We start from the raw sequence: 23,421 nt of genomic DNA, 5'->3' as shown, positions 1-23,421 counted from the left end.
GTCGCCATGGATGCCGACGTCATCGTCGTCGGAGCCGGGCTCGCGGGCCTGGTCGCCGCGCACGAACTCACCAGCCGCGGCAGGAGGGTCGCGCTGGTCGACCAGGAGAACGCCGCCAACCTCGGCGGCCAGGCCTTCTGGTCCTTCGGCGGGCTCTTCCTCGTCGACTCCCCGGAGCAGCGGCGCCTCGGCATCAAGGACTCCTTCGACCTGGCCTGGAGCGACTGGCAGGGCAGCGCCGGGTTCGACCGCGTCGACGACGAGGACTCCTGGGCGGTGCGCTGGGCGCGCGCCTACGTCGAGTTCGCGGCGGGGGAGAAGCGGTCCTGGCTGGAGGGGCACGGCATCAAGTTCCTGCCCACCGTCGGCTGGGCCGAGCGCGGCGACCTCACCGCCCACGGCCACGGCAACTCCGTGCCCCGCTTCCACATCGCCTGGGGCACCGGAACCGGAGTCGTCGAGCCCTTCGTCGGGTACGCCAAGCAGGCCGCCCGCGACGGACTGCTGACCTTCTACCACCGCCACCAGGTCGACGAGCTCGTCATCGAGGACGGCACCGCGCGGGGCGTGCGCGGGACCGTGCTCGCCGAGGACGACTCCGCGCGCGGAGTGGCCTCCAACCGCGACCGGATCGGCGACTTCGAACTGACCGCCCAGGCCGTCGTCGTCACCACCGGCGGCATCGGCGCCAACCACGACATCGTCCGCCGCTACTGGCCCGAACGGCTCGGCAACCCGCCCACCGAGATGGTCACCGGCGTCCCCGCCCACGTCGACGGCCGGATGCTCGACATCAGCGAGAGCGCGGGCGTCCGCCTGGTCAACCGCGACCGCATGTGGCACTACACCGAGGGCATCCAGAACTGGGACCCGATCTGGCCGGGCCACGGCATCCGCATCCTGCCCGGCCCGTCCTCCCTGTGGTTCGACGCCCTGGGCCGCCGGCTGCCCGACCCGTGCCTGCCCGGCTACGACACCCTCGGCACCCTGAAGCACCTGCGCACCACCGAGGACATCGCGGAGTACGACCACTCCTGGTTCATCCTCACCCAGAAGATCATCGAGAAGGAGTTCGCGCTCTCCGGCTCCGAGCAGAACCCCGACATCACCGCCAAGGACCGCGCGGGCTTCCTCAAGGAGCGCGTCCTCGGCAAGGGCGCGCCGGGGCCGGTCGACGCCTTCCTGCGCAAGGGCGCGGACTTCGTGACCGCGCCGAACCTGGAGCAGCTGGTCGAGAAGATGAACGGCCTCACGGACAAGGCGCTCCTGGACGCCGCCACGATCCGCCGCCAGATCGAGGCCCGCGACCTCCAGATCGCCAACTCCTACAGCAAGGACGCCCAGGTGCAGGGCATCCGCAACGCCCGCCGCTACATCGGCGACCGCCTCGGCCGCGTCGCCACCCCGCACCGCATCCTCGACCCCGCCGCCGGCCCCCTCATCGGCGTCAAGCTGCACATCCTGACCCGCAAGACCCTCGGCGGCATCCAGACCGACCTCGACTCCCGCGCCCTGGGCGCCGACGGCAAGCCGGTCGAGGGCCTGTACGCGGCGGGCGAGGTGGCCGGCTTCGGCGGCGGCGGAGTCCACGGCTACAACGCCCTGGAGGGCACCTTCCTCGGCGGCTGCCTCTTCTCGGGCCGCGCGGCGGGACGGGCGGCGGCGAAGCAGGTCGGCTGAGGCAGCGCAGCAGGTCGGCTAGGACTCCAACAGGCGCACCAGCACGGTGGCGTGACTCTGCTCCGGCGTCTTCGACGCGGTCAGCAGGGTCACGTCGCCCTTGCGCGCCAACTCCCTCACCCGATCCAGGAGTTCAGCGGCCTCGGGAGCGGTCAGCTCCGCCTCGTAGCGCTCGGCGAACTCCTCGTAGGAGCCCTCGCCCGCGTGGTACCAGCGGCGCAGCTCCGTCGACGGGGTGAGCGCCTTCGGCCACTCGTCCACGCGGGCCGCGTCCTTCGACAGGCCGCGCGGCCACAGCCGGTCGACCAGGACCCGGACACCCTCCTCCGGCTCCGGAGATTCATAGACACGACGGATGCGCACGCTCACGGGAAGCCTCTCGACGAAGGGTGAGTGCGTCGGGAGCGTACTGCGAGGTGCGCCGCGACTTGACCTGCTCAAGGGTGAGTTGCGGGGGAGGGGGCCTTTAGTGTGAAGCCGTTGTCCGCCCCCCACTTGTAGGAGCGCTTGTGCCGAAGGCCGTCAGACGCACCTTCGTCCTCGTTACCACCCCCGTCACCCTCGTGGCCCTGCTCGGCGCCGCGGCACCCCCGTCGACGGGTTCTCCGGGAGTGGGCGACCCCTACTTCCCGCTCGCCGGCAACGGCGGATACCACGTCGAGCACTACGACCTGACGCTCGGTTACGACCCCGCGAGCCGCCATCTCGACGGCAGGGCGGTCCTCACCGCCCGCGCCACCCAGCGCCTGACCCGCTTCGACCTCGACTTCAAGGGCCTCACCGTGACCGCCCTGACGGTCGGTCACACCAAGGCCGCCTTCCGCCGCGACGGCCAGGAACTCGTCGTCACCCCGCGGCACGCCCTGCGCAAGGGGGAACGCTTCACCGTCACCGTCTCCTACAAGGGCAAGCCCGGCCCCGTCACCGACCCGGACGGCTCGCTCGACGGCTGGATCCCCACCGACGACGGCGCGTTCGTCGCCGGGGAGCCGCAGGGCGCCATGACCTGGTTCCCGGCGAACAACCACCCCAAGGACAAGTCGTCGTACGACTTCACGATCACCGTCCCCCAAGGGCGCACCGCGGTCGCCAACGGAGTGCTCCTCTCGCAGCGGACCACGCACGGGAAGACCACGTTCCGCTGGCGCCAGAGCGAGCCCATGGCCGCCTATCTGGCCACCGCGACCGTCGGGAAGTTCAAGGTGGAGCAGTTCACCACCAGGAACGGGATCCGCGTCTACAACGCCGTCGACTCGCGCGAGGCCGCCGCCGCGGCCCCCGTCCTCAAGAAGCTGCCCTCCGTCCTGGAATGGGATAGCAAGCTCTTCGGGCCCTACCCGTTCCGCGCCGCCGGCTCGATCGTGGACCACGCCCCGAACGTCGGCTACGCGCTGGAGACCCAGTCCCGTCCCGTCTACGACCGGGCGCCCGACCTCAGCACCCTCGTCCACGAGAACGCCCACCAGTGGTTCGGCGACTCCGTGTCGCTGACCTCCTGGAAGGACATCTGGCTCAACGAGGGCTTCGCGACCTACGCGGAGTGGCTCTACGCCGAGCAGCACGGCGGGGACAGCGCCCAGAAGACCTTCGACGAGCTCTACGCGAAGCCCGCGAGCGACGAACTGTGGGAGTTCCCGCCCGGCAACCCCGGCAGCGGCGCCAACATCTTCGGCACCCCCGTCTACGCCCGCGGCGCCATGACCCTGCACGTGCTGCGCACGACCGTGGGCGACCGGGCGTTCTTCGGGATCCTCCGTGCCTGGGCGGCCGGACACCGTGACGGCCACGGGACCACCGCGCAGTTCGAGCGACTTGCGGAACGGGTTTCGGGGAAGAAGCTGGACGAACTGTTCCGGACCTGGCTCTCCACGCCCGGCAAGCCGAACAGGCCCTAGAAACTGACGAGTTCCTCACAAGTGTCGGTCAGAGTCGTTCCATGATCACACGCAGAACCCACGTGGCCCTGCTCGCCGCATCCCTGCTTCTCACCGGATGCGGCGGCGGCGCCGTGGCCAGCACACAGGGCGCGCCCGCGCCCTCTCGGGAGACCCCGGAACCCACCCCCTCTCCGGACATCTCCCTCGAGATCGCTCCCCAGCAGATACCCGGCCTCGGGCCCAGGACCTTGGCGAAGGTACCGGCCGACGCCCGGCAGGCCGTCGTCGTCACCGGCGAGGACCGTGACTCCTCGGACTCGACCGTCGTCCTGTACCAGCGCACCGAGGCCGGCTGGCGGGCCGGCGCGAGCTGGCCCGCGCACAACGCCCTCAAGGGCTGGACCGACCACCACCTGGCCGGCGACCTGCACTCGCCGATCGGCGTCTACACCCTCACGGACGCCGGAGGGCTGCTGAGGGACCCCGGCACGAAACTGCCGTACGACCGCTCCTCCAGCTTCACCGCACCGGGCACGGGCTTCGAGGGCGAGCCGCTGGCCGGGTCCTTCGACTACGTGATCGCCATCGACTACAACCGGCGGCCCGGCACCTCACCCCTGGACTGGACCCGCCCGATGGGCGCGGGCCGCGGCGGCGGCATCTGGCTCCACGTCGACCACGGCGGACCCACCCACGGCTGTGTGAGCATCGCCGCGGAGCACATGAAGGAGCTGCTCCGCACCCTGGACCCGGACCTGCACCCCGTCGTCGTCATGGGCGACGGCGCGTCCCTGGCCCGTTGAAGCGCTTAGGATCCGCCGAGTGTGCGCACATGTGCTGGTCGCCGAGGACGACGAGATGCAGGCCGAACTCATACGACGGTCCCTGCTCGCGGAGGGCCACACGGCCACCGTGGTCCACGACGGGCGGGCCGCCCTGGACGCGGCCCGGCGGATCGCCCCCGACCTCGTCGTCCTGGACCTGATGCTGCCGGTCATCGACGGCTTCGGGGTGTGCCGGGTGCTGCGCCGGGACGCCGACATCCCCGTCGTGATGCTCACCGCGCGGTCCGAGGAGGACGACGTCCTGCTGGGCCTGGAACTGGGCGCCGACGACTACATGACCAAGCCGTACAGTCCGCGCGAGCTGATGGCCCGCATCCGGACCGTGCTGCGGCGCAGCGGGCGGGGCGCCGACCCCGAGCGGCGCGAGGATCCCGCCGTGCGTGCCGCGGGCCTGTCCGTCGATCCGGTACGGCACGAGGTGCGCTGTGACGGGACGCCGGTGGAGTGCACGCCGGCCGAGTTCGAGATCCTGCTGGCCATGGTCGCCGAGCCCGAACGGGTCTTCTCGCGCCGCCAGTTGCTGGAGGTCACCCGGGGCACCGACCGGGCCTCCACCGAACGGGCCGTGGACGTGCACATCATGAACCTGCGCCGCAAGATCGAGGCCGATCCGCGCCGCCCGACCAGGCTGATGACGGTGTTCGGCGTGGGTTACAAGCTCAGCGGCGGCCGCGGATGAGCGCGCCGGCACCCCCGGGCCGTCGGATACCCCTGCACAAGCGGCTGCTGGTCCGCCTGCTGATCACGTCCGGACTCATCGCCGTGTGCTCGGTGGCCGCGACCGCGTGGCTCGCCGTGGCCACCACCACCCAGGCCCTGCGCGAGGAACAGGGCCAGGCACTCGCCGACGACATGGACGTGCTCGCCGAGCTCAGCGGTTACGCGGCGACCCACCCCGACTGGTCGGGCGTGACCGCCACCGTGCGTGAGCTGTCCGCGAAGACCGGCCGGCGCATCGCCCTGACCACCCCGGACCGCCGGGTCGTCGCCGACTCCGCGCCGCGCGGCACCGCGCTGCCCCCGAGCGCGGCCGCCGCCGTCGACCCGCTGCACACCGACACCTACAGCGAGCGCGGCGCCCAGATCGCGGGCATCGACCCGCGTGCGGTGGGCCCGTACCGGCTCACCCGGGCGGAACGCGTCCAGGTCGACGCGCTGGCCCGCAAACGACAGCTCTGCTTCTCCAGGTTCGGTGTGAAGACCGACCTGAGCCGTACCCCGACCGGGCGGATGCTGCTCACCGACCCGGACAGCGGCTCCGCGCCCGACGCCGTGCCGGACGCCTGCGCGGACGGACGGCTCAACACCCCCACCCCGACGGAGAAGAAGGCGGTCAAGGCGGCCCGGGAGCTGGCCCGCGCCTGTCTGGTCGAGAAGGGTCTGACCGCCGAGTACGCCGTGCTGATGGGGAGCGGACCGGGCGCGGTGGACGTGCGCGAGTCCGTGACCGGCAAGCTCGGCGACAAGGAGGCCCGCCTCGCGCAGCCCTGCTTCGACAAGGCCCTCCGCACCCAGCTCGACCCCTACGTGGCACCGGCCGCGGAACTCTTCCTGGGCACCGGGGACACCCCCGCCGTGCTGTTCGACATGTCCCCGGCCAACAAGGCGAAGGTCGTCGGGGTCGCCGGACTGGTGTTCGCCGTCACCGTCGCCGCGACCGCCCTGGTCGCCGGCCGGCTGGTGCGGCCGCTGCGTGCGCTCACCGCGGCGGCCCAGCAACCGCCCGAACTCCATGTCCGCGTCCCCGTCACCACCCGCGACGAGACCGGCATCCTCGCCGCCGCCTTCAACGACCTGTCCGAACGCCGGGAGCGGCTGGAGGCCCAGCGCAAGGCGATGGTCAGCGACATCGCCCACGAACTGCGCAGCCCCCTCACCAACATCCGCGGCTGGCTGGAGGTCACCCGGGACGGTGTCGTCGACCCCGACCCCGCCCTGCTCGCCTCCCTGCACGAGGAGTCCCTCGTCCTCCAGCGCGTCATCGACGACCTCCAGGACCTCGCGGCCGCCGACGCCGGCACCCTGCGCCTGCACCGCGAGCCCGTGCGCTGCGACGAACTCCTCCAGCAGGTGGCGGCGGCCTACCGGGTCACGGCCCCGGCGGAGCTGCGCACCCGCGCGGAGGGCGAGCTGTGGCTGGACGCCGACCCGGTCCGGATGCGGCAGGCGCTCGGCAACCTGGTCTCCAACGCGCTGCGGCACACCCCGCCCGACGGCACGGTCACCCTCGCCGCGCGCAGGGACGGCGACGACGTCCTCCTCGAGGTCGCCGACACCGGCTCGGGCATCGCGCCCGAGGACCTGCCGCACGTGTTCGACCGGTTCTGGCGCGCGGAGAAGTCCCGCAGCCGCCGTACCGGAGGCTCGGGGCTCGGCCTGCCCATCGTCCGCCACCTGGTCGCCGCCCACGGCGGCACGGTCGACGTGGCCAGCGAACCGGGGAAGGGCAGTGTCTTCACCCTGCGGCTGCCCGGGGGCCCGACACCGTAGCGAGGTCCCCCGATTCCGCCGGTGGCCGGAGGGTACCCCGTAGGCCCGCGACGGAAGAGGGAGGTCACGAGATGGGTGTGCCGGACGGGCTGCCGGTGCTGCGGACACTGGCCGAGCTCGCGGACCTGGCCGCACGGTACGAGCGGCTCTACGTCCGCTGGTCGCGCGGCCCCGGGGTCGACCTGGCCCGTTCGTCCAGCACCGACGACCTCACCGGCCTGGCACTGCCGGGGCTCTCGGCCAATCCGCTCGACATGGAGGAGTGGTGGCAGGGGCGCCCCGCACGGCTGTGGGTGGCCCGGCGCCTCTACGACTACTCCCACCTGCCGCACGACAAGGGCCCCGGAGTACGCCCCTGGGTGCTCCAGGGACGCGAGCGGGGCCGGGGACCGGACAACGAGCCGCTCGTCGCGGACGTGCGGCCGATGTGCTGGATCGACCCCCGGGTCATCGACGAGGCCCGGGACGCGGTGGACGCCCAGGAGTCCACCTGGGGCCCACTGCGCCGCGGCACGGAACGCTGAACGGACCCGGGCCGCCGCGGCACGGACCGCTGGACGACCCGGGCCGCCGCGGCACGGACCGCTGGACGGGCCCGGTGCACCGGCCGGATCCGCCGGTGCACCGGGCCCGCCACTGAAGCGTTCCGGTCAGCCGGACCTTCTCCGTGCGGCACTCGCACGCCGCGCCAGCGCGCGGCGTTCCGTCTCGCTGGTGCCGCCCCAGACGCCGATGCCCTGTCCCGTGTCCAGGGCCCACTCGAGGCACTGCTCCTGGACGGGGCAGCGCCGGCACACGGACTTGGCCTGCTCCGTCTGCACCAGAGCGGGGCCGGTGGTGCCGATCGGGAAGAAGAGGTCGGGGTCCTCATGGCGGCACGCGGCATGGGTTCGCCAGTTGTCCATCAAAAGTCACCTGCGATCGAAGTCGTACGTGCCCTCGTGGATGCCTTACTCGTTTTCGGGTCACCTGTCGATGCGCGGTGAAACAATCGGGTCCTGTGGGACACCCCGGTCACTGCTCGCGGAGGCCCCACGGGGAGCCGTACGCGGTCAGCAACTCCAGGAAGGGCAGGGCCGGGAAGGCCTCCGGACCGAGGACCCCGGCGCCGGACCAGGCACCGCCGGCGAGGAGTTCGAGAGCCACGACCGGGTTCACGGCCGTCTGCCACACCACGGCCTGACAGCCGTACTCCGCCATGGACCACTGGTTGTCGACCACGTGGTACAGGTACACCTCGCGCGCCGAACCGTCCTTGACGCCCTTCACCCACGTCCCCGCACAGGTCTTGCCGTGCATCCGCTCGCCCAGTGTCGCCGGGTCGGGCAGACAGGCCGCCACGACGTCCCGGGGCGAGACCGCGACCGGCCCGGCGGCGCTCGGCACGGTCACCGGCTCGGTGCGGTCCAGGCCCAGCAGGTGCAGCGTCTTCAGCGTCTCGACGAACTCGCGGCCCAGGCCGTATTTGAAGGTGACCCGGCGGGCGCCGACCCAGCGGGGGACGAGCAGCACCTCCTCGTGCTCCACGTTGACGCACTCCACCGGCCCGATGCCCTCGGGGAAGTCGAAGACCTCGGGCTCGCTGAAGGGCTCCGTGGTGAACCAGCCGCGGCCCTCCTCGTAGACCACGGGCGGGTTGAGGCACTCCTCGATGGTGGTCCAGATGCTGAAGGAGGGTGCGAAGTCGTAGCCGTCGACGGTGAGGTTCGCACCGTCGCGGACACCGATCTCCTCGATCTCGTCGAACAGTTCGTCGGCCGCGTACCGGGCGAAGACGTCGGACAGCCCCGGCTCCACTCCCATCCCGACGAGGGCCAGCGCGCCCGCCTTCTCCCACTCCTCGGCCTGCGCGAACTGCTCGTCGCCGAGCTTGACCCCGCACTCCTCGTACGGCCGTGAGGGGTGCGGACGCGACAGGGACATCGCCATGTCGACATAGGTCGCCCCGGCGGAGCGGGCCGCCCGGAACAGGGGCATGACGAACCGGGGATCGGTGGCATTGAGGAGGACGTCACAGCCGTGCCGCTCCAGCAGGGCGGTCACGGCCGACTCGTCGCTCGCGTCCACGCGCTCGGCGGTGAACCGGCCGGCCAGGTCACCGAGCGCGGCCACCGCGGCCTCGGCGCGGGCGGGGTCGTAGTCGGCGACGACCATGGCGTCGAAGAAGGGCCGCCGGGCGGCGATCCGGGTGATGGCGGTGCCGACGCCTCCGGCGCCCACGAGCAGGACACGCATGACAGAACACTCCCCTTACGGGTCGAAGGTCGCAGATGTGCGGGGCCCCTGCGGGAGATACAACGCCGTGCGTTGGTTTAAGGTCAATGGCGTTGGCATAAGGCACGGCGCAAGGAGGCCACGGATGCCCAAGCCCGTCGTCCCCGAGGAGAAACGCCGTCGGCGCCGGCCCACCAGGAGCGGCACCGTCCTCTCGGAGGAGCTGATCGTCCGGACCGCCCTGCGCATGCTCCGCGAACACGGCAGCGCGGGACTCACCGCCCGCCGTCTGGGCCTGGCCCTGGACGCCGACCCGAGCACGCTCTACCGCTACTTCCGCGGTATGGACGACCTGACGCTGGCGATCGGCGACGCGCTGATCGGGCAGGCGCTGGAGGGCTGGGAGCCGACGGGGGAGTGGCGGCGGGACCTGCGCGACGTGGGCCTGCGCATCCATGCCGCCTACGTGGCCCACCCCCAGGCCGCCCTGCTGACGACGAGCCGGGTCACCGGCCGCGCCAACGAACTCGCCGCGGACGAGGCGGTCCTCGGCATCCTGCGCACGGCGGGCTTCCCGCTTCCCGACACGGTCCGGATCTACCACGCCTTCATCGACCAGACCCTGGCCTTCGCGGCCCTGGACGCGGCGTCCCTGGCCCTGCCGAGCGCGGCGCTGGACGAGGACGAGGCCAGGTGGCGTTCGACCTATGCGCGGTTGCCCGCCGACAGGTATCCGAGGATCGCCGAGGCGGCACCCCTGCTCGCACAGCACATGATCACCAGCGCCTATCCCACGGCCTTGGAGATGCTCCTGGACAGTGTGGACAGACGGATGGACGACGCCCCGTGAGGGGCGCGGGGAACTGCGCGAGCAGCCACGACGGACCCGCGGCCGACGACGGCGGGTCTCATCGGAGGGCTTCCGACGCGGCGGCCGCCACGGCCGACGCCACCGCAGCCAACGCGGGCGAATCCAGCTTCCACTGCTGCCAGTACAACGGCACGTCCACCGGCCGGTCCGGCGCCAGCGCGACCAGCCGCCCCGCCCGCAGCAGCGCCCCGGCCTGCACCTCCGGCACCATCCCCCACCCCAGCCCCAGCGCGACCGCCTCCACGAACCCCTCCGACGTCGGCACCGCGTGCCGCACCGGGCTCGCCCCGCCGAACCCCAGCCCCCGCAGGAACCCGTCCTGGATGTCGTCGCTCCGGTCGAAGGTCACCACCGGCGCCTCGGCGAGCCCGTCCACCGACGGCCCGTCGAGACACCTCTCGGCGAACCCGGGACTCGCCGCCGCCAGATACCGCATCCGCCCCAGCAGCCGTACGGAACACCCCGCCACGGCCTCCTCCGAAGACGTCACCGCCGCCATCACCACCCCCTCCCGCAGCAGCTCCGCCGTCCGCTTCTCGTCCTCGCGCCGCAGCTCGAAACAGAGCCGCTCCCGCTCGGGAACCCGCGTCAGCGCTTCCAGGAACCAGGTCGCCAACGAGTCCGCGTTCACGGCGACCGAGACCCGGGTCACCTCATCCTCGCCCGGCATCCCCAACTCGGCGAGCGCGTCCCGCTCGAGGCGGGCCAGCTGCCGTCCGAACCGCACCACGACCTCGCCCGACTCGGTCACCCGCACCGGCTTCGTGCGCACCAGCAGCACCCGCCCGGTGCGCTGCTCCAACGCCTTGACCCGCTGGCTCACCGCCGACGGCGTCACGTGCAGCGCCGCCGCCGCGGCGTCGAACGTGCCCTCGTCGACCACCGCGAGAAGAGTGCGGACCTGATCCAGGGGGAGTTCGGTCATCATCACGAAAACTAATGATACGTAAGAATCTTTAGCTGTACGTGCGGTGATCGTCTCCGTACCGTCGAAGCCATGCCAGCCTCTCTGTCCGCCGCTGCCGCAGGATTCGGTACCGGCCTCTCGCTCATCGTCGCCATCGGCGCCCAGAACGCCTTCGTCCTGCGCCAGGGGATCCGCCGCGACGCGGTCCTCGCCGTCGTCGGTATCTGCGCCCTGTCCGACGCCGTGCTCATCGCCCTCGGCGTCGGCGGTGTCGGTGCCGTGGTGGTCGCCTGGCCCGGCGCGCTCACCCTGGTCGGCTGGATCGGTGGCGGTTTCCTGCTCTGCTACGGCGTCCTGGCCGCCCGCCGGGTCTTCAGGCCGGGGGAGTCGGGCCTGAAGGCGGAGGGCGAGGCGGCGGGCTCCCGCAGGCGGGCGGTGCTGACCTGTCTGGCCATGACCTGGCTCAACCCGCACGTCTACCTCGACACGGTGTTCCTGCTCGGCTCCATCGCCGCCGACCGCGGCCCGCTGCGCTGGACCTTCGGCCTCGGTGCCGTGCTTGCGAGCCTGTGCTGGTTCGCCGCCCTCGGCTTCGGCGCCCGGCTGCTCAGCCGCTTCCTGGCCAGGCCGGCCGCCTGGCGGGTCCTGGACGGACTGGTCGCCGCGACGATGATCGCCCTCGGCCTCACGCTCGTGGCCGGAACATGAAGACTCCGGGCGCCCGTCCCGACAGGCGAGACACCGCGTCCTGAACTCCCGGGCGGTGCTGCGATAGTGAACCCTGGCCCCGATAGATGTAACGAGCAACCAGGAAGCGCGTGGACACCGGCGAGAGCAGCACCGAACCCCAGACCCCGACGGCGGACGAGGCACCGCCGCCCCGGCGCGGCTGGCGCCGCTGGGCGATGGACACCCGCCCGCTGCGCATCCCGGCCTACCGCCGCCTGTGGAGCTCGACGATCGTCACGGCCGTCGGCAGCCAGCTCACCGCCGTCGCGGTGCCCAAGCAGATCTACGACATCACCGGCTCCTCGGCCTGGGTCGGCGCCGCGAGCATGGCGGGACTGCTGCCGCTGATCGTGTTCGCGCTGTGGGGCGGCGCGGTCGCGGACACCATGGACCGCCGCAAGCTGCTCCTGATCACCAACAGCGGCATCGCCGTCACCTCGGTCCTGTTCTGGCTCCAGGCCGTCACCGGACTCGACTCGGTGGCCGCCCTGATGGTCCTGCTCGCGGTCCAGCAGGCCTTCTGGGGCCTCAACTCCCCTGCCCGCAACGCCTCCATCGCCCGGCTGGTGCCCGCGGACCAGCTGCCCGCGGCCAACGCGCTCGGCTCCACCGTCATGCAGACCGGCCAGGTCATGGGCCCGCTGCTCGCGGGTGTGCTGATCCCGGTGATCGGTCTGCCGGAGCTGTACCTCATCGACGCCCTGGCGCTGTGCGTGACGGTGTGGGCGGTGTACCGGCTGCCCGCCCTGCCACCGCTCGCGACCACCCTGGCGCGCCGGGCCGGCGTGCGCGAGATCGCCGAGGGCTTCCGGTACATCTCCGCGCACAAGGTGCTGCTGCTGTCCTTCCTCGCCGACATCATCGCCATGGTCTTCGGCATGCCCCGGGCGCTGTTCCCGCAGCTCGCCTCCGAGACCTACGCCCCCTACGGGGAGGGGCTCGCGCTGGGTCTGCTGTTCGCCGCCATCCCGATCGGCGCGGTGGTCGGCGGGCTGTTCTCCGGCACGTTCTCCCGGGCCCGGCGGCACGGCTGGATGGTCATCGGGGCGGTCGTGGCCTGGGGTGCGGCCATCACCGGGTTCGGGCTGAGCGGCAGCCTGTGGCTCGCCGTGGTGTTCCTGGCCGCGGCCGGGGTCGCCGACATGGTCTCGATGGTCTTCCGCGGGGCGATCCTGCTCTCCGCCGCGACCGACGAGATGCGCGGCCGCATGCAGGGCGTCTTCACGGTCGTCGTCGCGGGCGGCCCCCGCCTCGCCGACGTCCTGCACGGCACCGCGGGGTCCGCCTTCGGCGCGCGCACCGCGGTGGCGGGCGGCGGTCTGCTGGTCGTCGCCACCATGCTGGGCCTCGCCTTCACGGTGCCGGCGCTGCGCCGCTACCGGATCTGAGACCTACAGGGCACTCCTGCGGCGCGAGCCGTACTGCTCCATGAGCTTGCCGCGCGTCGTCTCCAGCCGGTGGGCGAGGATCTCCGCGACACTCCGCACCAGGATCATCCCGAGCTGCCTGTCCTCCTCGCACAGCCGCAGCACCGCCGCCGCGTCGAACTCGTAGGCCCGCACCGGGCTGAACGCCTCCGCGCCGAAGTCCCACTGGTACGGCGGGAACAGCCACGACCAGCCGAGCAGGTCGCCCGCGCCGAGCCCGGCCACGGTGACCCGCTGGTGGGCGGTCACCTGCTGGGTCAGCGAGACCGCCCCGGAGCGGATGACCCAGAAGCGGTCGGCCGTGCCGCCCGCCTCGAAGATGCGGTGGTCCTCGGGGAAGGAGACCTCCTTGGCGAGCGTCATCAGGCTCTGGCGCTGCGGCTGCGGCAGGGCGTTCAGCAGTTTCGTCGCTTTGGTCATGACGCGGGGCTCCTCGCCGGCGAGGGATTCCGGTGTTGTGCCTATGCCCATTTCAGCGGCTGCCGCCGCCCGGGGCACCTCGGCGGAGGTGAGGATCTGCTCATGGCATGGAAAAGCCCTGGCTGGACGGGGGAGGCCAGCCAGGGCAGTCAGAGGTGGTGCGGAGGAGGGCTTGCACCCCGTCACCACGTATGGATGAACCGTAAACCATCCATGGCGATTTCGCGCAATCGAATCCGGGGCGGGTGACCGGTTTCACTCGGAAGGGGCGTTTACCACCCTGATCGTCTCCAACTCGGCGTCGGCCGGATCCGGCAGGTTCATGCCCGCGGCCAGGCCCGTGCGCAGATACTCCAGCACCGGTTCGGTCAGCAGCTCGCCGGGCAGCACGGCGGGGATCCCCGGCGGATACGGCGTGATCAGCTCCGCCGCGATCCGTCCCGCGGCCTCGGCGACCGGAACGTTCTCGGCCGGCCCGAAGAACGCGTCCCGGGGCAGTCGCACCTGCTCCATCCGCAGCTCGGACGGCGGTGGCACGGACACCCGCGGGGCCGGACCCAAGTGCGGCGCGGCCCGGGCGAGATCCCGGAGCGCGCCGAGCAGTTGGCCGGTGGTTTCCTCGTCGTCGCCATGGGTGATCTGCATGCCGATCCGGCGGTGGTCGGTGAGATGGGCGTCGATGCTCCGGTGCTCGCGCAGCCAGTCCGCCGCCCGGTACCCGGTGACTCCGAGCCCCGTGACGTCGATGACGCAGGGCAGCGGATCGAAGTCGTCGGCCAGGCCGGGCCCGCAGAAGTCGTCCCGGTCGTTGACGTGCATCCCCTCGATCTCCTCGATCGCCGGCCGCACCCGGGCCGCGAGGTCGAGCGCCCCGCCCATCAACTCCTTGCCGTGCAGCGCCATCTGCCGGCGCCAGCCGTCGATCCCGGCGTACAGCAGCACCGAGGGACTCGTGGAACCCAGCAGGTCGGCGCGCATCTTCAGCAGATCCGGCGGGACGAGACCGCCCTGGAGGTGGAAGACGGACCCCTGCTCCAGACCGCTGCCCATCTTGTGGATGCTGGTCACGCAGATGTCGGCGCCCGCGTCCATGGCCCAGGACGGCAGATCGGGGTGGAAGGGCAGATGCGCGCCCCAGGCCTCGTCCACGATGAGCGGCACCGAGCGGCGGTGGCACACCTCGGCGATGTCCTCCAGGGCCGCGCAGCCGCCGTACGGCGTCGGACTGACGACCAGGGCGCCCTTCGCGTCCGGGTGGGCCTCGAAGGCCCGCTCGAAGTCGGCGGCCGACGGCGGGTGTGCGAGATGGCGCTCGGCGTCCCACCGCGGATCCACCCACACCGGCTCGATCCCCGACAGGATCAGCCCCGACACCACCGACTTGTGGGCGTCCCGCCCGATCAGCAGCTTCTCGTGCGGGCCCGCGACGGCCAGCATGGCCGCCTTCACGGACAGCGAACTCCCGCACGTGGTGAAGAAGGTGTGCTCCGCGTGCACCGCGTCGGCCAGCAACTCCTCGGCCCGCTCCAGCACCCGCCCCCGCGTCAGCCGGTCGTCCAGACCGCCCGAGGCCAGCACATCGCCGAGGAAGACCGCGTCACCCAGCACCTCCCGCACCGCGGGGTCGGCCCCCCGGGCCTGCTTGTGGCCCGGCGGAGCGAACGACAGCCGCCCCCGGCGGTGGTAGTCGGCCAGGGCGTCCAGAACCGGTGCTTGCGTGTGATCGGCAGTCATGGGGCCCCGGGTGCCCGGACCGCACCTGCGTCAATCAGCCTGGGCCGGACCACCGGAGGGCCCGCGGCTGCCCGGCCTCAGCACCTCGTCCAGCACCCGGGTCACCGCCTCGTAGGCCAGCGTGCGGACGGTCGCGTCCCGGGCGGCGTCCGTGTCGGCGGAGCCCAGCTCCTCGCTCCGGGCCCGCCAGGACCGCTCCTCCTCGGCCGCACAGGCCCGGGCACGCTGGATGCGGCGCAGCAGTTCGTCTGAGTCCACGACATCGGTCATGCAGTCCGCGTACCCGCGCAATGCCGTCGGATCACCGGGAGATCCGCCCGAAACAGGAAGGTTTGACCGGGCGGGCAGAGGTGAGCCGATGAGAGAGGCACACGGGGAGCGCGCAGCGCACACCGCGATCACCGTGTTCGCGGGCCGGGCCGGGCCCGGCTTCCGCAGCACCGAACAGACAGCCAGTCGTTCCACCGATCAGGAGCCACGTCATGTGCGAGGAGCACAGGACCGACGCCACCCCCGAAACCTCCGTGGCGTACCGTCACGCACCCCCACGCCCCTACCGGCCGGCCGAGGCGCGCCGGGCCGTCGAGCGGGCCGTGTCCGAGCGGTGCCGAGCCACCCACACCCCCTGCGACGCGCAGGCCCTCTCGGACGCGCTGCTCGTCACCTCCGAACTCACCACCAACGCCATCCTGCACGGCGGCGGCATCACCGACTTCGACGTCAGCGTCGAGGGGCAGGGCGTCCGCGTCTCGGTGAGCGACCGCAGCACCGCCCTGCCGGTCGCCAAGGAGCCCGTCGACCGGCAGGGCCGATGGCGGCCCGGCGGTCACGGCTGGCCCATCGTCTGCCGCCTCGCCCACGACGTCCGGGTCACCGATCTGCCCACGGGCGGCAAGTGCATCACCGCGATGGTGCCCCTGAGCTGAACCGACACTGCTGGGACAGCCCCGGAAAACGGAGTTTTCGCCGGCGGTGTTTGGGCCCCATACAGCAGGGCAGACGCAGTTTCGTGCTTCGGACCGGAGGCGCGCCAGCGGGAGCTGTACGGCTGCTGCGGGCCCCTCTTCTGCGGTCCCGGCGGCGTACCTCCCGCGGTCAGTCCCTGAACCCGTTCTTCAGGAGCGAATCCGCATGCTCACCGACACGTCGACCAGCCGTCCCACCACCCAGGACCGTCCCACCACCTCCGGCAGGCGGCGGCACGACGACGCCCCCGACACCATGGCTCTCTTCACCCGGCTGGCCGGGCTGGAAGAAGGACCCGAACGAGACGCCCTGCGCGACGAACTCGTCACCGCGTGGCTGCCCATGGCCCACCGCATCGCGGGCCGCTTCCGCGACCGCGGCGAGTCCCTCGAGGACCTGCGCCAGGTCGCCGCCCTCGGGCTCGTGAAGGCCATCGACCGGTTCGAACCGGAACGAGGAGCCTTCGAGAGCTATGCCGTCCCCACCATCACCGGCGAGGTCAAGCGCCACTTCCGCGACCGCATGTGGGCCCTCAGGGTGCCCCGCAGGGTGCAGGAACTGCGCAACAAGGTGCGGGTGGCCCGACGCGAACTCACCCAGAACCCCGGCTCCCCCGAACCCTCGCCCGCCGACCTCGCCGCCCACACCGGTCTGACCGAGGAAGAGGTCACCACCGGACTGGAGGCCCTCGAGAGCTTCAGCACGCTCTCCCTGGACGCCGAACTGTCGGCCGGCGACGACGGCTACAGCCTCGCGGACACCCTGGGCGGCCCCGACACCTCGTACGACGTCGTGGTCGACCGCGAGTCCGCCAAGGAAGGGCTGCGCAGGCTGCCCGAGCGTGAACGCGCCATCCTCTACATGCGCTTCTTCGAGGACATGACCCAGAGCCGCATCGCCGACCAGCTCGGCATCTCGCAGATGCACGTCTCCCGGCTCATCAGCCGCAGCTGCGCCCGCGTGCGCGACGAGGCGCTGGCCGACCGGGCGAGGCGGCACGCCGCCGACGGGCCGGCCGAGGCCTGAGAGCACGAGGAGGGAGTCAGATGCTGATACCCGACCCCGCGTTCCTGCGGCGGCTCGTCGAGGAGTACGAGGCACTGCGGGCCGCGGAGGCCCGCACGGTGTCCGAGCCGAGCCCGCGGGCGCGGGACCTCGCCTACACGCTCTGTGTGTCGACCGGCACCCGGGACGTGCGGCTGGCCCTGGAGACCGCCCACCGTCTCCTCGGGGCCGTCCCCGAAGGCGCCCGACTGGCCGACTGACCGTAGCCGTGCGACCGCCCGCCCAGGGCATGAGGAACCCAGGAGTGGACATGAACACGAGCACCATGGCACAGTCCGGCCGCCTCGGGGCCAGGCGTGCGGCGCGCGGCTCCGCGGTGGAGTGGGCCGCCCGGGTGGGCTTCACCGCCCGTGGTGTGATCTACCTGCTGGTCGGTGTGCTGGCGCTCCAGATCGCCTTCGGCGACGGCAAGCGCCAGGCCGACCGCGGCGGCGCCCTCGCCGCCGTCGCCGACAAGCCCTTCGGCTCGGTGGTCCTGTGGGCGCTGGGCATCGGGCTGGTCGGCATGGCCCTGTGGCGGCTGTCGGAGGTCGTCTTCGGCTCGGTCGGCCCCGACGGCCGCAAGGTCACCAAACGGCTGATGTCGGCGGGCCGCTTCCTCTTCTACGCCTTCGTCGCGTACTCCGTGCTGTCCTTCGCCGTGGGCTCCGGCTCCGGCGGCAGCGGATCGAGCGACAAGCAGTCCAAGGACATCACCGCCCGGGCCCTGGAGTGGCCCGGCGGCCAGTGGCTCGTGGGCGCCGCGGGCGTCGGCGTCGCGGTGGCCGGCGTGTGGATCGCCGGACGGGCGCTGCTGCGGTCGTTCCACGACAAACTCAAGCTCTTTGAGATGGGCCCGCGCGTCCGCAAGCTGGTCGACGTGACGGGTGTGGGCGGCGGAGTGGCGCGGGGCGTGGTGTTCGCCGCGGCGGGCGCGTTCGCCGTCCGGGCCGCGGTCGACTACGAGCCGAAGAAGGCCAAGGGCCTCGACGACACGCTCCGCTCGTTCGCCGACACCCCGCTGGGGCCCTGGCTGCTCGTGCTGATCGCCGTCGGGCTGGTGCTGTTCGGGGTGTTCTCGTTCGCGATGGCACGCTGGCGGAAGGTCTGAGCGGCGGCTCGTGGGGAACCCGAGGCGTATGAACGAACCCGAGCTTCCGCCCGACGGTAGGCCCGTGGACGTCTACCTGGACCTTCTGCGCATCCGCATGGCCTCGGAGGACTACGAGCTGCTGCTCAGCGTGGTCCGCCCGGTCCTGCGGGCGATCGACGAACAACAGCTGCCCGCCCTGGACTTCGCCCTCGAGGACAGTCAACAGGACGGGCTGCCCCAGGAGATCCGCGACGAGGCCGCACTGGTCATCGCCACCGCCGTCACCGGGCGCATGGACAACAAGGTGATCGAGCTCCACGTCGACGAGAAGACCGGCCCGATCCGGGTGGTCACCGACGCGGACACCGCCGACGACCCGGTGCGCCTCGGCGAGATCGCCGACTACATCCGCGAACGCCGGCGGCTCGACGACGAGTTGCGCGGCATCGCCGAGGTGAGCGGTCTGCCCACGGACCTCTGAACGCGAGGCGCCGGCCCTGCTGAACGGCCGGGTCGTGCGCTACCGCTTCGGCGCCGAAACCGGCACGTGCAGCGGCCGGGCCAGGCCCACCAGGGTCTCGTCCAGCCGCTGCACGTGCCGCAGCACCCGGTCGGTGACCCGCCCGAACCGCGGAGTGCCGGGGACCTCCGTCTCCAGGAGCGACGCGATGCTCGGCCCGGTCTCGACCGCGGCGGTGGAGTGCTCGTCGGCCACATGCGCGGCGATCGCCGCGATGTTGTCCCCGATGCGCCGGCCCGCCCGCCGCAGCCGGGGGTCCGCCGCGATCGAGGGGTGCGTGGGCAGCAGTTCGGCCGTCGCCGCCAGCGAGCGCGCGTGGTACGCGCAGGTCTCCAGCAGCGCCACCACATAGCGGGCCGTGTCCCGCCGGGCCCGGAGCGGCGTGATCGGATGCGTGAGCGGCTGGGTGGCCGCCCGCAGATCGGCCAGCGCCTGGTCCAGGTCGCGTGCCTGGTCGAGCAGTTCGACCGGGGTGCCGCCGCTGAGCTGGTCCACGGCGGCCTCGGTGACCTCGTCGAGCCGCTCCAGGACGGTGACGAGCAGGTCGTTGGTACGGCGGTCCGTGCGCACCGGCAGGACGAACGCCGCCGCGATCACCCCGCAGGCCGCGCCGAGCGCGGTCTCCTCCACCCGCAGCACCAGGACCGAGAGGCTGTAGGTGTGCAGCAGGGTGTAGAGGAGGCCCAGGGCGGCGGTGACGAAGAACGACATCAGCGTGTAGGAGAGCGGCGCGGTGTAGAACATCGCGAACACCAGCACCAGGACCAGGGCGAACGCGGTCCAGGTGTGCTGCCCGACCGCCCCGGCCAGCACGATCCCGGCCAGCACGCCGAGGACCGTGCCCAGCAGGCGCCGGTAGCCCTTGACCAGGATCTCGCCCGTGGACGCGGTGTTGAGGAAGACGATCCAGCAGGTCAGCACGGCCCAGTACCAGCGCTGACTGGACAGGAACTCCCCGCCGACCATGGCGAGCGCGGACCCCACGGCCACCTGCACCGCGGCCCGGGTCGTGGGCCGCTTGAGTCCCGTGAGCTCCTCCTGCGCCTCGCCGTCCGCCTCGCCGGCGTCCATCACGGCGTCCTCGGCGTCCAGCTCCTCGCGCGAACGGGCCGTCGCGGGGGAGTCGTCCGACTCGTCCTGCGGACCGTCCAGGGCGATCCTGAGGCCCAGGACCGCCCGGGCGGTCTCGCCGATGCCCCGGAAGACGTCCTGCACGGCCGGTGGTGCGGGCGGCAGCCTGTCCTCCTCGCGGTAGCCGAGGAGCCGGTTGCGCACCTGGGACAGGGCGGTACCGGACCGGGCGGCCACCGGGCGCAGCACCAGCAGCCGCAGCGCCTCCAGATCGCGGCGCACCTGCGCCATCGCCTCGTCCCGGCCGGGCATCCGGCCCGCCCGCGGGGCCGGCGCGCCCGGCAGATGCAGGGTCAGGGTGTCCGCCTGCTCGGCGCTGCGGGCCGTCAGCAGCAGCAGACCGAGCCGCTCGGCGGCGATCTCGGCGTCCGCGATCCGCCGCTGCACCAGCCGAGCCGTGGCCTCGTCGGCGGTCCCCTCCTCCAGCCGCCCCTGGATCATCAGCGCCGTCTCGTGCAGCCGCGCGGTGCCCTCGCGCACCGTCTCCAGCACCTCGTCGATCTCCTCGGGCCCGGCGTCGAGCAGCCCGAGCTGCGCGGACACCAGCTGGGCCAGCCGGGCCCGGAAGGCCTCCCGCAGGCGCTCCAGCAGGCCCGCCGGGGTCTCCGGCACCAGCAGGAACCGCGCCGCCGCACTGCACAGGAAGGCGACGCCGAGGACGCCGTAGAGCTCGGGCAGGCCGGAGACGGTGGCGCCGACGAACAGGGACACGAAGTAGACCTGGAAGCCGATCAGACCGAGCGCGGTGCCCCGCTCGCCGAAGCGGCGGCCGTAGACCGCGCAGAAGATCAGCACCACGAAGAAGAGGTCACCGGCCACCACCCGGGAACTCAGCAGCGCACCCAGCGACAGGGAGGCCAGCGCCACCGGCAGGCCCAGGGCGAGCGTCACCGCCTGCGGGGCGCGCTGCTTCTCCCTGATGGCGAAGGTGGCGACCATGGCGGCGATGGCGCCGGCCACCAGATGCGGGACGCTCACCCCCAGCACGCCGAGCACGGCCAGCGTGAGCGCGATCGCCCCGACCGTGCGCAGACCGGCGGCCAGTCGCAGCAGCCCCGGGTCCGACGCGGCGATCCGGTCCCGCAGCCTCGCTGTGTTCACTCCGCCGTACTCACTCCCGTGTCACGTCATGATCCGTTTCCAGCATGGCACGGCGGAGTGGATCACTTCCCCTTGGCCTCCGCGAGGGTGTGGGCCACCAGCGCGTTGGCGTGGCCGTGGCCCAGGCCGTGCTCGGTCTTGAGCCAGGCGACCAGTTCCATGTGCCGGGTCAGCGGCGAGGAGCGGATGAGTTCCTGCCATTCGGCGATCGGGCGGCCGTACTTCTTCTCAATCGACGGGAAGTAGCTCGCGGGGCCCTTCACGGTCTCGGCCATGGCGGTGTCCTTTCGGGAGGCGCTGTGCTGTCCTTCCTACGACCGCCGACCGGCGGGAAACCGATCGGCGGCCCCAAGTGACATGCGCCACACCTACGGGTCGAGTCGCTTCGTCCCCTCGACCTGCGCCCGGACCTGTTCCGGCGTCAGATACGCGTCGGTGTACTCGAAGTCCTTCAGCTTGGCGGGCTTGCGGGCCTGGAAGCCGGTGCGGACGAAATCGTCGCCCGCGACGGCGTTGAGCGTCCAGTTGGTCGCCACCCGGACCTTGGCGACATTGGTGCGCAGCGCCGCCCAGTGGTAGCCGCGGGCGGCGAACTGGGCGGGCAGGCCGCGCAGTTCGATGCCCAGCGGCTTGGAGACGGCGTCCGTGCCGCCGAGGTCGACGACCAGGCCGAGGTCCTTGTGGACGTACGGCTTCAGGGCCTGGCCCCGCAGCGTCGCGATGACGTTGTCGGCGACCGTCTTGCCCTGGCGCATCGCGTGCTGGGCCGTGGGCGGGCAGACCGCGCTGTCGTCGTCCTTGGCCTTGTCGGGCACGGCGGCGGAGTCACCGAGCGCGAAGACCCCGTCATGGCCCGGCAGGGTCATCTCGGCCGACACCGCGAGCCGCCCGCGAATCGTTTCCGCGCCGAGCGTGGCGATCAGCGGGCTCGCGACGACCCCGGCGGTCCAGATCAGCGTCCGGGTGGGCACCACCCGCCCGTCGGTGAAGGTGACCTCCTCGGGCCCCGCCTTCTCGATCGACACGCCCAGCGACACGTCGATGCCACGCCGCTTGAGGATCTCCTGCGCGCTGCGCCCCAGCTTGTCGCCCAGCTCCGGCATCAGCTTCGGGGCGATGTCGATCAGATGCCACTTGATCAGCGAGGGGTCGATGCGCGGGTAGCGCTTGACCGCCGCGTGCGTGAGCTTCTGCAGACAGGCCGCGGTCTCGGTGCCGGCGTACCCGCCGCCCACCACCACGAACTGGAGCCGCGCCGCCCGCTCCGCCGGGTCCTGGCTGGCGTCGGCCAGGTCGAGCTGGGAGATGACGTGGTCGCGGATGTAGGCCGCCTCGGCCAGCGTCTTCATGCCGAAGGCGTGCTCGGTGAGGCCGGGGATGTCGAAGGTCCGGGTGATGCTGCCGGGCGCCAGCACGATGTAGTCGTACGGCTCGTTGACGATCTCGTCCGTGATGGTGCGGATCACACAGATCTTGGACTTGAGGTCCACGCCGATCGCACCGCCCGGGATGATCCGGGTGCGGTACTTCTTGCTGCGGCGCAGGGAGACGGCGATCGACTGCGGCGTCAGCACGCCGGAGGCGACCTGGGGCAGCAGAGGGAGATAGAGCTGGTAGGCGAACGGCGTCACCAGGGTGACGTCGGCTTCGTCCGGCGAGAGCTTCCGCTCCAGCCGGCGCACGCACTCGACACCGGCGAAGCCGGCGCCGACCACCAGGATCCTGGGTCGTGTCACGGTGTTCATCCCTTTCTGCGGCTCCAGGCGGTCTGCCTCGAACGCCCTTCGTCTGCCCGTGCGGACGCGACGAATGCGTCGAGGACCACCATGCCCGTCCTGACCTGAAAACGCACCGGGAGAAAGGTGAAGGAGGTGCGCGGAGCGGAGGACCGGAAACCGCTTGTGACGGGCCGTTCGCCGAATGCGCGTGCGGCAGACGGGTATTTGGTGCAGTGGGCCCGTGCGTTGCCAACCGCGGGACCCGTGCAGCGTTCGGGAGGGAAGGAGCAGCGTGACCACCGACAGCATCTGGTCGTACGCGCCGGACAGCGGTTACGTCGAGGGACAGGACCTGACGGGCTTCAGTGTTGTCGCGAGCGACGGCACGATCGGGCACGTGGACCGGCAGGCCGCCCCCGGGGGACTGGCCCACCTCGTCGTGGACACGGGCGTCTGGGTCTTCGGCCGGAGCGTCCTGGTCCCGGTGGGCGTCGTGACCCGTGTCGACACCCAGGACCGCCGGGTCACGGTGGCCTGCACCAGGTCGGAGGTGAAGGCGGCCCCGCGCTTCCGTACCGACAGCGAGACCCGGGACCCCGCCTACCTGTCGGAGGTCGGCGCCTACTACCTGCGGCTCACGGCCACCGCCTGAGG

The 23,421-nt window shown here is 72.0% G+C and carries 25 protein-coding genes; 15 read left to right on the top strand and 10 right to left on the bottom strand.

Annotation, left to right across the window (positions count from 1 at the left end; all coding sequences use genetic code 11):
- Positions 1 to 6 precede the first annotated feature (6 nt).
- On the top strand, positions 7 to 1,680 hold the full coding sequence (locus AC2XR2_RS02410; protein WP_449351468.1) for an FAD-binding dehydrogenase: 1,674 nt from the start codon (positions 7 to 9) through the stop codon (positions 1,678 to 1,680).
- 18 nt (positions 1,681 to 1,698) lie between these two features.
- On the opposite strand, the gene AC2XR2_RS02405 is transcribed toward AC2XR2_RS02410, so the two are convergent.
- Positions 1,699 to 2,049, bottom strand: coding sequence for a DUF488 domain-containing protein (locus AC2XR2_RS02405; RefSeq protein WP_491514088.1), 351 nt, complete (start codon positions 2,047 to 2,049; stop codon positions 1,699 to 1,701).
- Positions 2,050 to 2,189: 140 nt separating this feature from the next.
- Here AC2XR2_RS02405 and AC2XR2_RS02400 point away from each other — a divergent pair, with 140 nt between their 5' ends.
- The 5 genes from AC2XR2_RS02400 (at position 2,190) to AC2XR2_RS02380 (ending at position 7,416) form a co-directional block, all read left to right on the top strand.
- Positions 2,190 to 3,575, top strand: a complete 1,386-nt coding sequence (locus AC2XR2_RS02400) for a M1 family metallopeptidase (RefSeq protein WP_491514087.1) — start codon at positions 2,190 to 2,192, stop codon at positions 3,573 to 3,575.
- A 41-nt stretch (positions 3,576 to 3,616) separates the two neighbouring features.
- Positions 3,617 to 4,360, top strand: a complete 744-nt coding sequence (locus AC2XR2_RS02395) for a L,D-transpeptidase family protein (RefSeq protein ID WP_491514086.1) — start codon at positions 3,617 to 3,619, stop codon at positions 4,358 to 4,360.
- A 19-nt stretch (positions 4,361 to 4,379) separates the two neighbouring features.
- Entirely contained in the window at positions 4,380 to 5,081 is a 702-nt protein-coding gene (locus AC2XR2_RS02390; RefSeq protein ID WP_491514085.1) for a response regulator, read from the top strand.
- Positions 5,078 to 6,892 (top strand): sensor histidine kinase, encoded by a 1,815-nt coding sequence (locus AC2XR2_RS02385; RefSeq protein ID WP_491514084.1) that lies wholly within the window; start codon positions 5,078 to 5,080, stop codon positions 6,890 to 6,892. The genes AC2XR2_RS02390 and AC2XR2_RS02385 overlap by 4 nt, the downstream gene beginning before the upstream one ends.
- Before the next feature lie 71 nt (positions 6,893 to 6,963).
- A complete protein-coding gene (locus AC2XR2_RS02380) occupies positions 6,964 to 7,416 on the top strand; it encodes a DUF6098 family protein (RefSeq protein WP_491514083.1) in 453 nt (150 codons plus the stop codon).
- 126 nt (positions 7,417 to 7,542) lie between these two features.
- Here the strand turns inward: AC2XR2_RS02380 and AC2XR2_RS02375 are convergent, their stop codons facing one another.
- The gene (locus AC2XR2_RS02375) at positions 7,543 to 7,797 is read right to left on the bottom strand and encodes a WhiB family transcriptional regulator (protein WP_123758683.1); all 255 of its coding nucleotides are present in this window, start codon (positions 7,795 to 7,797) and stop codon (positions 7,543 to 7,545) included.
- Between the two features lie 109 nt (positions 7,798 to 7,906).
- The gene (locus AC2XR2_RS02370) at positions 7,907 to 9,127 is read right to left on the bottom strand and encodes a saccharopine dehydrogenase family protein (RefSeq protein ID WP_449351473.1); all 1,221 of its coding nucleotides are present in this window, start codon (positions 9,125 to 9,127) and stop codon (positions 7,907 to 7,909) included.
- Between the two features lie 124 nt (positions 9,128 to 9,251).
- On the opposite strand from AC2XR2_RS02370, the gene AC2XR2_RS02365 reads away from it, so the two are divergent.
- Entirely contained in the window at positions 9,252 to 9,956 is a 705-nt protein-coding gene (locus AC2XR2_RS02365) for a TetR/AcrR family transcriptional regulator (RefSeq protein ID WP_381307371.1), read from the top strand.
- A 58-nt stretch (positions 9,957 to 10,014) separates the two neighbouring features.
- On the opposite strand, the gene AC2XR2_RS02360 is transcribed toward AC2XR2_RS02365, so the two are convergent.
- The gene (locus tag AC2XR2_RS02360; protein ID WP_491518390.1) at positions 10,015 to 10,905 is read right to left on the bottom strand and encodes a LysR family transcriptional regulator ArgP; all 891 of its coding nucleotides are present in this window, start codon (positions 10,903 to 10,905) and stop codon (positions 10,015 to 10,017) included.
- Positions 10,906 to 10,974: 69 nt separating this feature from the next.
- Here AC2XR2_RS02360 and AC2XR2_RS02355 point away from each other — a divergent pair, with 69 nt between their 5' ends.
- Entirely contained in the window at positions 10,975 to 11,592 is a 618-nt protein-coding gene (locus AC2XR2_RS02355; protein ID WP_449351475.1) for a LysE/ArgO family amino acid transporter, read from the top strand.
- 110 nt (positions 11,593 to 11,702) lie between these two features.
- Entirely contained in the window at positions 11,703 to 13,001 is a 1,299-nt protein-coding gene (locus AC2XR2_RS02350) for an MFS transporter (protein ID WP_491514082.1), read from the top strand.
- 3 nt (positions 13,002 to 13,004) lie between these two features.
- On the opposite strand, the gene AC2XR2_RS02345 is transcribed toward AC2XR2_RS02350, so the two are convergent.
- The 3 genes from AC2XR2_RS02345 to AC2XR2_RS02335 all read right to left on the bottom strand — a co-directional run bounded on the left by AC2XR2_RS02345 (position 13,005) and on the right by AC2XR2_RS02335 (position 15,464).
- Entirely contained in the window at positions 13,005 to 13,460 is a 456-nt protein-coding gene (locus tag AC2XR2_RS02345; RefSeq protein ID WP_330269055.1) for a cyclic nucleotide-binding domain-containing protein, read from the bottom strand.
- Between the two features lie 255 nt (positions 13,461 to 13,715).
- Entirely contained in the window at positions 13,716 to 15,194 is a 1,479-nt protein-coding gene (locus AC2XR2_RS02340) for an aminotransferase class I/II-fold pyridoxal phosphate-dependent enzyme (RefSeq protein ID WP_491514081.1), read from the bottom strand.
- 30 nt (positions 15,195 to 15,224) lie between these two features.
- Positions 15,225 to 15,464, bottom strand: a complete 240-nt coding sequence (locus tag AC2XR2_RS02335) for a hypothetical protein (RefSeq protein ID WP_449351479.1) — start codon at positions 15,462 to 15,464, stop codon at positions 15,225 to 15,227.
- A gap of 212 nt (positions 15,465 to 15,676) precedes the next feature.
- On the opposite strand from AC2XR2_RS02335, the gene AC2XR2_RS02330 reads away from it, so the two are divergent.
- The 5 genes from AC2XR2_RS02330 to AC2XR2_RS02310 all read left to right on the top strand — a co-directional run bounded on the left by AC2XR2_RS02330 (position 15,677) and on the right by AC2XR2_RS02310 (position 18,778).
- Positions 15,677 to 16,120 (top strand): ATP-binding protein, encoded by a 444-nt coding sequence (locus tag AC2XR2_RS02330; RefSeq protein ID WP_330269058.1) that lies wholly within the window; start codon positions 15,677 to 15,679, stop codon positions 16,118 to 16,120.
- 205 nt (positions 16,121 to 16,325) lie between these two features.
- Positions 16,326 to 17,186 carry a SigB/SigF/SigG family RNA polymerase sigma factor gene (locus tag AC2XR2_RS02325; RefSeq protein ID WP_330269059.1) on the top strand — a complete coding sequence of 287 codons (861 nt, stop codon included), beginning with the start codon at positions 16,326 to 16,328 and terminating at the stop codon, positions 17,184 to 17,186.
- Positions 17,187 to 17,206: 20 nt separating this feature from the next.
- Positions 17,207 to 17,425 carry a DUF5133 domain-containing protein gene (locus AC2XR2_RS02320; protein WP_449351480.1) on the top strand — a complete coding sequence of 73 codons (219 nt, stop codon included), beginning with the start codon at positions 17,207 to 17,209 and terminating at the stop codon, positions 17,423 to 17,425.
- A 50-nt stretch (positions 17,426 to 17,475) separates the two neighbouring features.
- Complete coding sequence (locus AC2XR2_RS02315) at positions 17,476 to 18,315, top strand: DUF1206 domain-containing protein (RefSeq protein WP_491514080.1); 840 nt, start codon at positions 17,476 to 17,478, stop codon at positions 18,313 to 18,315.
- A gap of 28 nt (positions 18,316 to 18,343) precedes the next feature.
- Positions 18,344 to 18,778, top strand: coding sequence for a VirB8 family type IV secretion system protein (locus AC2XR2_RS02310; protein ID WP_330269061.1), 435 nt, complete (start codon positions 18,344 to 18,346; stop codon positions 18,776 to 18,778).
- A 39-nt stretch (positions 18,779 to 18,817) separates the two neighbouring features.
- On the opposite strand, the gene AC2XR2_RS02305 is transcribed toward AC2XR2_RS02310, so the two are convergent.
- The 3 genes from AC2XR2_RS02305 to AC2XR2_RS02295 all read right to left on the bottom strand — a co-directional run bounded on the left by AC2XR2_RS02305 (position 18,818) and on the right by AC2XR2_RS02295 (position 22,794).
- Complete coding sequence (locus tag AC2XR2_RS02305; protein ID WP_449351482.1) at positions 18,818 to 21,049, bottom strand: FUSC family protein; 2,232 nt, start codon at positions 21,047 to 21,049, stop codon at positions 18,818 to 18,820.
- 62 nt (positions 21,050 to 21,111) lie between these two features.
- Positions 21,112 to 21,324: a DUF4287 domain-containing protein gene (locus tag AC2XR2_RS02300; RefSeq protein WP_491514079.1), complete on the bottom strand. Its 213-nt coding sequence runs from the start codon at positions 21,322 to 21,324 to the stop codon at positions 21,112 to 21,114.
- A 93-nt stretch (positions 21,325 to 21,417) separates the two neighbouring features.
- Positions 21,418 to 22,794, bottom strand: a complete 1,377-nt coding sequence (locus AC2XR2_RS02295; RefSeq protein ID WP_449351483.1) for an NAD(P)/FAD-dependent oxidoreductase — start codon at positions 22,792 to 22,794, stop codon at positions 21,418 to 21,420.
- Positions 22,795 to 23,059: 265 nt separating this feature from the next.
- On the opposite strand from AC2XR2_RS02295, the gene AC2XR2_RS02290 reads away from it, so the two are divergent.
- Positions 23,060 to 23,419 (top strand): PRC-barrel domain-containing protein, encoded by a 360-nt coding sequence (locus AC2XR2_RS02290; protein WP_449351484.1) that lies wholly within the window; start codon positions 23,060 to 23,062, stop codon positions 23,417 to 23,419.
- Positions 23,420 to 23,421: the final 2 nt, after the last annotated feature.

It is taken from the genome of Streptomyces sp. LS-MS-L19 (assembly GCF_058382285.1).
Note: the sequence above shows the minus strand (reverse complement) of the source record. Positions and strands in the feature narration are given on the sequence as shown.

Excerpts from the sequence above, each read along its gene's own strand:
- AC2XR2_RS02410 (WP_449351468.1), top strand. The coding sequence starts at position 7 with ATGGATGCCGACGTCATCGTCGTCGGAGCCGGGCTCGCGGGCCTGGTC.
- AC2XR2_RS02395 (WP_491514086.1), top strand. The coding sequence starts at position 3,617 with ATGATCACACGCAGAACCCACGTGGCCCTGCTCGCCGCATCCCTGCTT.
- AC2XR2_RS02385 (WP_491514084.1), top strand. The coding sequence starts at position 5,078 with ATGAGCGCGCCGGCACCCCCGGGCCGTCGGATACCCCTGCACAAGCGG.
- AC2XR2_RS02380 (WP_491514083.1), top strand. The coding sequence starts at position 6,964 with ATGGGTGTGCCGGACGGGCTGCCGGTGCTGCGGACACTGGCCGAGCTC.
- AC2XR2_RS02375 (WP_123758683.1), bottom strand. The coding sequence starts at position 7,797 with ATGGACAACTGGCGAACCCATGCCGCGTGCCGCCATGAGGACCCCGAC.
- AC2XR2_RS02370 (WP_449351473.1), bottom strand. The coding sequence starts at position 9,127 with ATGCGTGTCCTGCTCGTGGGCGCCGGAGGCGTCGGCACCGCCATCACC.
- AC2XR2_RS02365 (WP_381307371.1), top strand. The coding sequence starts at position 9,252 with ATGCCCAAGCCCGTCGTCCCCGAGGAGAAACGCCGTCGGCGCCGGCCC.
- AC2XR2_RS02360 (WP_491518390.1), bottom strand. The coding sequence starts at position 10,905 with ATGATGACCGAACTCCCCCTGGATCAGGTCCGCACTCTTCTCGCGGTG.
- AC2XR2_RS02355 (WP_449351475.1), top strand. The coding sequence starts at position 10,975 with ATGCCAGCCTCTCTGTCCGCCGCTGCCGCAGGATTCGGTACCGGCCTC.
- AC2XR2_RS02345 (WP_330269055.1), bottom strand. The coding sequence starts at position 13,460 with ATGACCAAAGCGACGAAACTGCTGAACGCCCTGCCGCAGCCGCAGCGC.
- AC2XR2_RS02340 (WP_491514081.1), bottom strand. The coding sequence starts at position 15,194 with ATGACTGCCGATCACACGCAAGCACCGGTTCTGGACGCCCTGGCCGAC.
- AC2XR2_RS02335 (WP_449351479.1), bottom strand. The coding sequence starts at position 15,464 with ATGACCGATGTCGTGGACTCAGACGAACTGCTGCGCCGCATCCAGCGT.
- AC2XR2_RS02330 (WP_330269058.1), top strand. The coding sequence starts at position 15,677 with ATGTGCGAGGAGCACAGGACCGACGCCACCCCCGAAACCTCCGTGGCG.
- AC2XR2_RS02325 (WP_330269059.1), top strand. The coding sequence starts at position 16,326 with ATGCTCACCGACACGTCGACCAGCCGTCCCACCACCCAGGACCGTCCC.
- AC2XR2_RS02320 (WP_449351480.1), top strand. The coding sequence starts at position 17,207 with ATGCTGATACCCGACCCCGCGTTCCTGCGGCGGCTCGTCGAGGAGTAC.
- AC2XR2_RS02315 (WP_491514080.1), top strand. The coding sequence starts at position 17,476 with ATGAACACGAGCACCATGGCACAGTCCGGCCGCCTCGGGGCCAGGCGT.
- AC2XR2_RS02310 (WP_330269061.1), top strand. The coding sequence starts at position 18,344 with ATGAACGAACCCGAGCTTCCGCCCGACGGTAGGCCCGTGGACGTCTAC.
- AC2XR2_RS02300 (WP_491514079.1), bottom strand. The coding sequence starts at position 21,324 with ATGGCCGAGACCGTGAAGGGCCCCGCGAGCTACTTCCCGTCGATTGAG.
- AC2XR2_RS02295 (WP_449351483.1), bottom strand. The coding sequence starts at position 22,794 with ATGAACACCGTGACACGACCCAGGATCCTGGTGGTCGGCGCCGGCTTC.